The 10368-nt window shown below is 50.5% G+C and carries 11 protein-coding genes; 4 read left to right on the forward strand and 7 right to left on the reverse strand.

The features are described from left to right. Positions 1–249 precede the first annotated feature (249 nt). Together E4M07_RS28530 and E4M07_RS28535 are read left to right on the forward strand one after the other, a co-directional pair. Positions 250–597: a hypothetical protein gene (locus E4M07_RS28530; RefSeq protein ID WP_136661817.1), complete on the forward strand. Its 348-nt coding sequence runs from the start codon at positions 250–252 to the stop codon at positions 595–597. A 296-nt stretch (positions 598–893) separates the two neighbouring features. Next, positions 894–1130, forward strand: a complete 237-nt coding sequence (locus tag E4M07_RS28535; RefSeq protein ID WP_136661818.1) for a hypothetical protein — start codon at positions 894–896, stop codon at positions 1128–1130. Between the two features lie 193 nt (positions 1131–1323). Here E4M07_RS28535 and E4M07_RS28540 read toward each other — a convergent pair whose 3' ends face one another. Next, a complete protein-coding gene (locus tag E4M07_RS28540; RefSeq protein WP_136661819.1) occupies positions 1324–2001 on the reverse strand; it encodes an SOS response-associated peptidase in 678 nt (225 codons plus the stop codon). Positions 2002–2083: 82 nt separating this feature from the next. Here E4M07_RS28540 and E4M07_RS28545 point away from each other — a divergent pair, with 82 nt between their 5' ends. Then, positions 2084–2302 (forward strand): hypothetical protein, encoded by a 219-nt coding sequence (locus E4M07_RS28545; protein WP_136661820.1) that lies wholly within the window; start codon positions 2084–2086, stop codon positions 2300–2302. Positions 2303–2605: 303 nt separating this feature from the next. Here the strand turns inward: E4M07_RS28545 and E4M07_RS28550 are convergent, their stop codons facing one another. Beyond that, positions 2606–3010: a hypothetical protein gene (locus tag E4M07_RS28550; RefSeq protein WP_136661821.1), complete on the reverse strand. Its 405-nt coding sequence runs from the start codon at positions 3008–3010 to the stop codon at positions 2606–2608. A 175-nt stretch (positions 3011–3185) separates the two neighbouring features. On the opposite strand from E4M07_RS28550, the gene E4M07_RS28555 reads away from it, so the two are divergent. Next, the gene (locus E4M07_RS28555; protein WP_136661822.1) at positions 3186–3644 is read left to right on the forward strand and encodes a helix-turn-helix transcriptional regulator; all 459 of its coding nucleotides are present in this window, start codon (positions 3186–3188) and stop codon (positions 3642–3644) included. Between the two features lie 102 nt (positions 3645–3746). On the opposite strand, the gene E4M07_RS28560 is transcribed toward E4M07_RS28555, so the two are convergent. From E4M07_RS28560 to E4M07_RS28580, 5 genes are all read right to left on the reverse strand, one after another. After that, a complete protein-coding gene (locus E4M07_RS28560; protein ID WP_136661823.1) occupies positions 3747–4568 on the reverse strand; it encodes a hypothetical protein in 822 nt (273 codons plus the stop codon). A gap of 12 nt (positions 4569–4580) precedes the next feature. Continuing rightward, positions 4581–5330 (reverse strand): helix-turn-helix transcriptional regulator, encoded by a 750-nt coding sequence (locus E4M07_RS28565; protein ID WP_136661824.1) that lies wholly within the window; start codon positions 5328–5330, stop codon positions 4581–4583. Continuing rightward, positions 5327–6124 carry a TIGR04255 family protein gene (locus E4M07_RS28570; RefSeq protein ID WP_136661825.1) on the reverse strand — a complete coding sequence of 266 codons (798 nt, stop codon included), beginning with the start codon at positions 6122–6124 and terminating at the stop codon, positions 5327–5329. The genes E4M07_RS28565 and E4M07_RS28570 overlap by 4 nt, the downstream gene beginning before the upstream one ends. Positions 6125–6926: 802 nt before the next feature. Continuing rightward, a complete protein-coding gene (locus E4M07_RS28575) occupies positions 6927–8102 on the reverse strand; it encodes a patatin-like phospholipase family protein (RefSeq protein ID WP_136661826.1) in 1176 nt (391 codons plus the stop codon). Further along, on the reverse strand, positions 8095–10368 hold a 2274-nt coding region (locus E4M07_RS28580; protein ID WP_136661827.1), incomplete at its 5' end, for a ThiF family adenylyltransferase. The genes E4M07_RS28575 and E4M07_RS28580, both read right to left, overlap by 8 nt.

Raw genomic sequence — 10368 nt, forward strand, 5'->3', positions numbered from 1 at the left:
ATGTGCTAATCGTCTTCATGGTGTTGCTTCCTTTCAGGTTCAATGCCCTGAGCTTAATGCTCAGGGGAAGCAACGCCACCCAATCCTCAGTTCTTTTTCAACAGAGAACGGGACATCCCCCAAATCGACGTTATCAGCAACGCCGATAAAGAGAACGCCTGGTGTGAGATCGGAGATTTAATCGAACTACGATTTAGCGCTGGTTATTGGCGAAAAGCCAATGCCGTCCATCGCTGGTTTGTTGAACACGTGCAGAATGGTCAGGACGATGGTCGTGAGTATCCAGTCGGTCGGACGCAACTCGAAAAACTGTTGCGGACCGTCAATGCCGTCCTGAACGCCAGTCGATTGGTGAATGGCCGGGTTAAAAACGGCGAGGTTCTCCAGGGTGATAAATGGGTGCCTCAATACGAGAAAGGCAAAGTGATTGCCGACCCAACCCTAGCGAAGGAGCTGCTGCCAACGGCCGAAGGTTTCTTTTTCGGTTCGACGGACTACGATAAGTGGTACGTCGAGGATTTAAAGCTTACCAAGTCCATTCTAGAGGAGGCTTTGGCCAAGCCAGAGCTGGATTACTACTATAGTTCGTGGTGGTAGCCAATTGACCAGACCAAAGACCCGCCTATCACGGCGGGTTTTTTGGTGTTTTCCTGCACCGTCTTTGCTTTCTTGATGGCTAATAGGAATGTGCAAATCTCTTCGATCTCCCAGATAACTTGAGCTACCGCCAGCACGTCCTTTCATTTTACCGGCCATCCGAAAAAGTAAAGCCGCTTCGCATTCGCTGCGGGCGTTGACTTTTTCGCATTAAGGCCGGTTCGCCAATGACAGACGAGCTGGCTTATTAGCTTGTCGCGGTCGAACCTTTTACAAGCTGCTAAGCAATTTCGCTTATGTCCGAGGAAATTTCACTCAACTCCGGCAAGGGCTATCAGTCTAACTTGCGTCGCCGTCTAAAAGACGATCTTGACGCAGTAATCAACGATGGCGCCTCAGCCGGTGAATTCATCGACTTTGTGATTTCAGAAAATTACGCCAGCTACAAGCGCGGCGTTGAATTCGGTCGGGAATTCGGCAAAGGGACTGGATCCCGCAGGGGTCGATACAACAAGCGTGGTCGAAAAGACTAGGCTTCAGAGAAACCCGCCTTCGAGGCGGGTTTTTTTGTGTTTGGATCAGGGTCGAAACAATGGGACAAAATCGACGTTGCAGCCGCCACGTCCCTCCATTGTACTGACCACCCTCACCCGTCAACCCGCTCCACTATTTGCGTTGGTGGGAATGGCGGTTCCACACTCTCGGCACGGGTTATTCGTTTCCATGCTATGCGACCGGCTCAATTAATTCCGACCCTTTGTTTTTTACGCTCCCAACGTCTTTTGATACCGGATAGAAATCCAGATCGGCACCGCGGTTTTGTTGCAGCAGGCCGAGCGCATCTTCCTTGCTGGTTCCCTTGTCCATCCAATCCTCCAGCACGTCAGGTTTTAGGATCACCGGCATTCGATTGTGGATGTGCGCGATGTTGTCTGTCGGTGGCATGGTGATGATGGCAAATGTCGTCATGTCGAGCTGCTTGTTGTGGGCCATGATCCCGGCAAATCCATACGGCTCAAACAAAGGCGCTTCACCGGGTAGATGAATGAGCCAGGGCTGCTTGTCGCCCTTCTTGCCGGTCCATTCATAGAATCCCGTAGCCGGGATCAGGCAGCGGTGATGCTCGAAACCCGCCTTGAAGAATCCGCTCCCTTCAGCAAGCTTCTCGATCGTTGCATTGATCGGTTTGAACTTCGCGTCTTTGGCCCAGAACGGCACAAATCCCCACACCACCGGCTCAATGCCAATTTCTCCATCTCGATTTGTGATGATTTCCAGCGTTGTGGTCGGTGCTGTGTTGTAGTTTGGTTCGGGTCCATTTCTCCTGTCGACTTCTGCCGGCAGGATAGTGAGGTACTTCCGATATTCGGCCCACGTGCCGGTGGTAATGAAGCGGCCACACATCCCCTGATCCCTTCACAGTGACAAAAATCCGGTCTATGGAACGAACAGACATGTGCGGTGTCAACCATTCAGGAGATTCGCCATGTCCAGAACCAAACCCCGTCGCGCCTATTACGTAAAAGATGAAGCCCTCAAGATGCTTGAGACAGGCCGCAAAGGTGCCATCAAGGTATCCGGCGGCGAACGTTTCTCAAGTCCCGAGGCAAAGGCCGCAAGGGCGGTTGCCAATGCTATAGATGATCTTGTCGAGGCCCTTACTGGTGATCGAGAACTTTTCTGGGATAAGGGTCACGGTGGATGATCTGTGGAGCAATGCGCTTTCATCTGCACCACGGCTCGCGCTTGCCGCGCCAGGGGCGGGCCAAATCCTCGTCGACCAACGTCTGACCAAGATCGTCACCGTTGATATAGATCACCGCCAGCGTCCGGCCGAGCCGACTGGCAAAGGAACCGGATCCCGCAGGGGTCGATACAACAAGCGTGATCGAAGAGACTAGAGCTACTTAAAACCCGCCTTTCGGCGGGTTTTTTTTGTGTTTGGACAGGCCCTACCCTTGAGCCAGATTCACATAGCTGAGCAGGTAGGAAAACGTGGCCGTCCCGTTCAGTATCCAGCGTCGCGGTTTGCATTAACGATGAGCCTGTTGCTCACCTTGTTGCTCCGCTTGACCTTGCCACCGCAGCTATAAGTGACCTGAGCCGTTAGCGTGTAGCTGCTGGCATTTCCCGTAAATAGTTGGGCTTCGATCGTTTCACGCTTGAAGATAATGACGTTAAACGGCCCTTCCTTATCCCACCAAAATAATCCCTCAATTAACTCCGGCGCACCCTCCTCCTCAAATGGCATTGTTACTTTGTACGGAATGGTCGCCCGAGCGGCCGGCGGCACTGCCAGATTCTGAAGTTTGATGGAGCAGCCGGCTGAGGCGGCGTTTGGCCAGAAAGCTACCGCCGCGACCGCCGCTACGGCCGCGACCGCCAGGAATGAGGGGATGAGAAATTGCTTCATGCCAGTGTCTCCAATCAAGTCTGTTTGCAATTCATTCGCGCCAAATCAAATGTCGGTGAGGAGGGCTGAATTACTCCATCACAGGCATTAAATATTCCATATGGAATACAACCATTCGGAATATATGACAATAGGAATATAGCAATCCGCTGTAGCTAAGAGATGGGCATAGCTTATGCGGTACGATATCTATTCACCCCTAAACCAGAAGCTCTCGACCCTCTTGTATGAGGCCAGAAAGAAAGCTGGCATTACCCAAAGGCAGCTAGCCGACGGCACCGGGCGTACCCAGGCCTACATCTCCAAATTTGAGCGCGGTCACCTGCGGCTTGACGTCAGCGATTTCATCGCCTTCACAGCTGCTTTAGGAATAGATCCCCACAAACTGCTGGATGAGCTCATTGCCAACCTGAAAGCCGAGGCCGCTAAGGAGGCCAAGACAAAAAAATCCGCTAAGACCGCCAAGAAAGCCGGCCCACCACCGCCCAAGCTCACCCCCGACGCCCTCACCTGGACGGAGGAGGAATTCAAGACTTGGCTAAACGAAGTGAAAAAGTGGTTTGACGAAAATCCCGCTCGAGCTGCCGTACGACAACAGCCCAAACCATCAAAAATCAAAAGAGCTAAAAAGTAGAGTTTGGCTAATCCATTCGTTCGAATCTCAAACCGGTTGCTGGTCAACAATTACCTGATCAAATTCGTATAGAAAATAGGAGTCCGCTTCTCAAAAATACCTTCAAACGGACAAGTATTCAAAATCGAGAGCCTGACTTGTGAAAATATCCTCGGCGCTGAATTGTGTGGCAGTGCGGATCTCGAATGCTGGCTCGGACCAACGGTAGCCGTCTGGCATAGACATTTTTTTGACGAGTTCATTAAACTCTTTGCCTATTGCATCAGTTTCGACAAGTTTCCGGTCACCTGAGTGGGTGATGACGAACAAGGTGAGCTCAACAGTTTCCGCCTCCCAGCTGGGGGTTGCACGAACACGAATTTGACGAAGTGAGCGGAATAGCTCGCCTGGTGGTGATTGTTTATCATGCTTACTGGATGCCCGCCGCTTAAGAGGATCAAGAGCAGCCACAATTTCCTCTGGAAAGGCAAAACGGCCGAATTTGCGTTCGAGAGCCAAGGCGAGCCGGCGCTGCCCCGCTTGGGTGTGAAATCCCTCACGCCTCTCCCAAGTCGCCAGCAGTTCTTTCGAGACAGACATGATTTTTGACAAGTCAGCGAAAACACTATCTTCGGGCTGTTTTTCCAGTGCCAAAATGGATGGCCGAAGACCTTTTGCGATTGCCTTGCTGTCAGCTTCTGGCAGATTTACCAGGGCACACACACTGACATTGCCTCCGGTACGAACGACGTCACATGTTTGGGAGACAACGAGGAGGCCGACTACATTAGATGTATCAATATCTTCGACAGGACGATATCGGTCGTCTGTGTCGCTCTCCTCATCACAGTTGTGTGCATACAGAAACCCGCCGACATTCATAGCGTAGTCGCCCTGGCGCCAGGTTTGAAGCACTTCCGCTATATCTGTCTTCGCTTCGTTCACTGCCTCTCGCCATTAGATACGCTTCGCACGACGACGGCGAGGTTGTGGTGAGGATTTTTCATTAGTTGGCACAGTCTCTATCTCACCATCCTGCGGAACAAGAAGCTCGTCGGGGCCAAAATGAAGTGAGACTTCAGGATCAACGGAGGCCCAGGATTTTCGCGGTGAAATTTGGCTTACTCCCGACATTTTTCGCGCCGTTTCATACTGACCACGTGCGATAAGCTCAAAAGCGCTTTCGCCTGCAGCGTTCTGGCGGGCGAGTAGTTTTCGCAAAACACCATCATCACCGGGATCGATTGAACGCAACACCATAAGCACTTTTTTCAATGTCTTGTCATTGTTGCGTCGGATATGACCACCCTTTACCCAATTGTGTAGGGTTCTCCTATCTACACCGATCAGTTTGGCGATCTCTTCCCAAGGGTAACCGGTGAGTCGACGAATTTCGAACAGCGCATCCTTAGCTTCAAGATCGTATGCACTTTCAGCGTACTGATTGATGTCGATTTCGTGCAGCAAACATTTCACAATACCGGGTGAGATTGTCTCTAAATAGGCCGCCGATGAATCACCCAGTAGTGCGAGCAATTCAAGTTTGGTGATCGATCCGGGTGCATTCGCAGCTGTTATGGTCGCTGTAAATCCACGCAGTTGATATGAACTCTGTGGTGACCAGTCCCAGGTGTTCCTCTGATCCGTACCGAAGTGAGGAAAGACAATTTGAGCAGGTCTTGTTGAGGCAGTGACTGTTTCACTCATACCTTTCCTCCATATTCCTTCAAGAACTCCTCTGTTACCGCCCACCTGAAAAAAGAGTAGACCCGTGTCGCGCAACTATAGGCTTCATCACGGATAACGTCGGCGTCAAATGGTTCCGCACCCTGTTTAGAATCACGAAACACGTCAATATCAAGCATCCAGCTTGGTTCATTGATAGGCGGCATTAAATCCGGGTCATGCGTCCCGCCATCTGGAAGCATGCCCCACCTAGCGATGAGTGTGCCTTCTTCAACTTCACACTGAGATTCGTGCAGACTTTGAAGAACATATTTTCGAAGTGGTGATGATGCAAAGCCAGCTAATTCTGGTCGAACGAGGTCCCCGAGTTTTTTGAAAGGCTCACCGGAAATCCGGTCTACGTATCGTACTCCAATACGTTGCTGGTAATTAGGCCCGATCGTGTCTTGCAAGGCTTTCAGAATTTTTCCAAACCGATCGATGAAATCATCTCGTGAGGTATAAGCGCGTGTTTCTATGGATATAAACGTCGTCGTCAAGCTCACTCGCCACTGGCGATGAGCGTCAAAAAAACGCCAATTTCGAGCATCGCGCTGCTCAATGCTACTACCGGATACAGCTAGAATCTTGTTCTGATCCTCCTTATGAATTGGGTAGTCTTTTCGAAGGCAATCCTGAAAATCTGCTACGAATTCCTTTTTCGTAATCGAAAACACCTCTTCAAATCGTGCTTGTGCGAGAACACCGGAAAGAGGTGCATGTGGTAGAGGAATCCTTTTGGGTGCCGGGCCTGTAAAAGGGTCGGTGTGGGGCATAGGTCAGACTTTCGTGAATCGTCGTGTAGAATCACCTTATGGGAAATAAGGTGGGAAATAAAGATTTCAATTCAATTAAACCGTGAAATGTAGCAATGCAAACGGATAAGCCGAAAATTCGAATTACCGGCGGTACCAGAAAGGTACCGCCGGCTGAGTCGGAGTGGGGATGGGCATCACCCACTCTCGGGAAGCAGACAGCAAATGCCAGCGATTGCGCCCCTTATGGCGGGTTTTCCGGTTACCTAACAATCAACCGGAATGTGATCGGAACGTCGAAGAGCCAGTCGTCCGAACACAGTGGAGCGCTTCCAAGCATCGCTATCTACGCCGGCACTGATAGCGGGAAAAGCGGAAGATACAAACGAGCTTCAGATATATTCTATTACAATTGTTACAACGCCCGGCCTGATGTAACCCAACCTTGGCAGCCATCAGCAGCTATTGTGCGGTCAGCTTCTCACGCAGCGCGGCAACACTCGGACTGACCTTAAGAAACCTGTCCTCGAATAGCCAGGTAGGACTGGCCATTCAACCGCTGTCTCTGCACCGGTTGACCCTGTTATATAAGTGAAAGCCACCGGCACAAGCCGGTGGTTTTTTGCTTCCAGAACAACTGAAAACTATCGTTCTATTGCTTGCCAGCCTCGATCCTTAAACTGGAATTCTCAACACGCAAGTCAGCAACTTCCTGGCAAAGTTTCCTGATCTATTTTCGAACGTGACGCCTTGGGGTCTTGAGATCATGAGCGCCAGGACTGGTTGGCCATAGTAGCCTTCTTTGAGCGTATGCTCATCAGTTCTACAACCCCGGCTGATAGTGGTCGATCAACAACCTTGTTAGCTGCTCACCACGCAGTGAAAGTCGCTTTAAATTATCATCTGTCATGGCCGCAAAATCAGTTGGATAGGTGATTACATCTTCTCTTGGAATCAGGTCCGACGGTTTGAACGGTAGTTTGTGGTCTTGTTGACCGAGATATGGAAGGAGAAAGCCTTTCAATTGTCCAGTTTTCGCCAAATCGTGCAGTTGGCCGTAGCTTTGTGAAGCAGATCGCCTAAAGATAGAGCTAACTGTCGCCTGCATCCGGGTACCCCAGGTATATGGAATTACGTCACCCTCCGGCAGGCCATGCCCAGCATCGCAGCTGATTATAAAATCAATGTCGTAAACGTTAGTCGAGTACTTTGTCGATCTTCCCGGGATAAGACATGAAGTTCCAAGGTTATCGTATACACCGCCGTCTGAGATGATTACCCGGTGCCTGTCCGATTTCCCATTTTTTGAAAACTCAAGCCTTTGGTCGAATGCCGGCAGAAGTACGGGATACGCAGCTGACGCAGCAACTGCTTGGGACACTAACGGTGAAGCACCATTCAACGTGCCAAACCGCCAAGATCCTGTCTCTTTTGATCCGTAGCGAAAAGCAGTGCCGGTCCTCAGCTCGGCTGCGTTTATGACGATACCCAAAGATTCTCGTTGAACATCAGCCATTCTTTTGTCTTTGAAAAGACCGTGGTGCAGATAGCGTTCGAATGCAGTACTACGACTAGCAAACCTTGGGAGTGGTGCTTCAAGTGAAGCTCCGAATTCTGTCAAGCAGGGCCAACTCACACCAAAAAGACCTGGTAAATTGGCGCCGATAGATGCCATTCTGCCTGCTGCGGCCAATACACCTGATGTTGCCACTGCGGCTGCAATTTTTGGAGTTTCCAAAGAGCATAATGTGTAGCGTGCAATTCCCCGGGTCAGACCTTCACGCAAGAGGGCTGTGACACGTTTCTCAAAATTCCCGAAGGAATCATCCGAATATGCCCATAGCGCTGCAATCACGCTGCCGCCAGATACAGAAGATATGACCTTAATGCGGGATAAGATGTCCCGATCATGTAATGCTCTCAGGCAACCCAGGTGAAACGCTATGGCCCTTGACCCACCTCCTGAAAGGGCCAATCCGATTTTTAGGTCTTTAGGCATGTGCGACTATTCTTATTACTCTCCACACCTGTTGCTCCCACCTAAGTTCGTTTCTCCTAAAAAGGTAATATGCCCATTGCGGGTTGGTAGACGCCTGTCCAATGATAAGCATGACAATGTGTCGGGGTGGTTTGTCATTGAGGTGCAGAATGCTCTGCATTGCACCGAGGTCTATATTGCTGGGGTCAGGGGGTGACACTGGGTGTGTATGCCAAATGCCGATAAAGCCGGAAGATCCGCCGCTTATTTTCTTGTGTTGTTTACTGAGTTCTTGGGTGCCATCAGTTCCGCATACAAACAGTTTTTCGGTCAGTTTGGAATCAGGCGGCGGGCCAGAGGCCTGGTCAACCGAGATCCTCTCAAGATAATCATCAATTTCGCCGAAAAGCAGTCCACCCGTCTCGATGCATTCACCATTAACACGGGCGCTGCGCTCGATCTCACTCTCGATGGTCTTTCTTGCCGCAGTAGCGGTTAGTGCCAAATAGCTGTGGTTGCGTTCAGTGTTTTGAGTAGGTGATTCAAATCCAAATCTGATTCTGCCTATTGACCCATTATCTTCCACCAAAGGCAGTGCCTGATAGCTACACGAGCCTACTGTACGATTGTCTTTTACAAGCTCGCAAAGGCCCATGTTCAAAAGACCTGACGCGTGAAAGGCTATATCGGCGGCTGAACCTTCAAAGGTTGGTTCTGAGCAACCGGGTTCAGGTTGGAAAAGTTCTATGTCGCCTGGCTTCGGCCAAAAGGTTTTCGCCAAGTCTTTATATTTTGGATTTCTATATGCGGTTAGCTTGGCGTTTCTGGACAGGCTCCTCGGACCTCCTGGGAAGCTGGGCGGTCTGTATATCACCTGTCCATATTCCGCCTTGGCGCTTATGGACATTCCGATTATTGGAGGAGAGTTTGGTGCCACCTGGAGTTCGCGCTCCAGGACATATCCAACAGACCTAGATGCAGTCGTGTCGATTATAAGGTCAATATCCCCGATATCATTCGGCAGGACACGGTTAGTTAGATTATTGAATTCAGCTGTCACCTCACAGTTTGGAGAAATTGCTTTGAGGCGATCCTTCAAGACATTTGATTTGAGTTTCCCGATATCTGAATCTGTGAATTGTTGTCTTGAGATAACGCCACTGGACACAGAATCTTTGTCAACCAATTTGATCTGGCGTGCCCCACCTCGAGCAAGAAAATCCGCCGTATAGGAACCCAAAGCTCCGCATCCCAAAAGGAGCACGCGTTTGTCCTTAACCCAGGCAGCGACACTGTTACCATCTCTTGGATGTGTTACCTGTTGTCGGGCTTCGTCGATCCGGCACCACTCTACTTCAGCAGTCAGACTCCATTTGGCAAACGCTCCAATCGCGGCGTCTTTGTCCTCGGTTTCTGCAATAATTTTTCTGAGCGCATTGGTCGCTTCATCGTCGATCCGCCATACGGCAAGATGCTGAAGAATTGGTCCGTTAGGGTCACGCCTACGCATTGGAGTGCCCAAGACAATGTACAACTTTTGGTCGCGCTGCAGTAAAGACGTGTGGTATCTCATGAGAAGGTAGAGCGTTCCAACGTCGATACCGTTCTTTTCAAGCTCACCCACTATCCCATTGACGTTTTTTGGATATTCAATCGGGAAGGGTTGACTAAGCAATATGGCAGCTGCAGGTGTCAGCTCATCTGCCGGCTTCTCGTCTAATTTCTTCCAGCTCACCAGGTCAAATCGGGTTTCATGGACAGCGCTGAGCTCAGCGGTTCCAATCCAATGGGAAGCATCCTGTTCGAACTCTGGAGTGTCGGCACGAATTACTATCTGGACGTTACTGTTTTTGTATACGACAGGAGGATGTAGGGGGCCGTCTATGGGATCGAGTTCGCCTTTGGCAGCGGCAGCGAACCAGCTGTTTAGCCGATCCACAAAGCCGTACATACCGTCTGATGGCACCCATTCTATGTCAGGCGCTAGGTACAAACACAAATAGCGTGCCCACTGGACATGCGGATATCCCGCAAATCGCTTGTGGCTAGACCACACCTTTGGTTCGCGCAACGGAAATGAGGGCGGGATGGATACCTGAAGTGGTTCCCGTGATCTTATTGGCAATCCTTCAGCTGTTTTTTCATAGTGCCTCGTCGACAAGCCTAGGGGATGTCCCGTTCTCTGTTGAAAAAGAACTGAGGATTGGGTGGCGTTGCTTCCCCTGAGCATTAAGCTCAGGGCATTGAACCTGAAAGGAAGCAACACCATGAAGACGATTAGCACATC

Source organism: Nitratireductor sp. XY-223, assembly GCF_004959855.1.
Classification (GTDB): Bacteria; Pseudomonadota; Alphaproteobacteria; order Rhizobiales; family Rhizobiaceae; genus Hoeflea_A.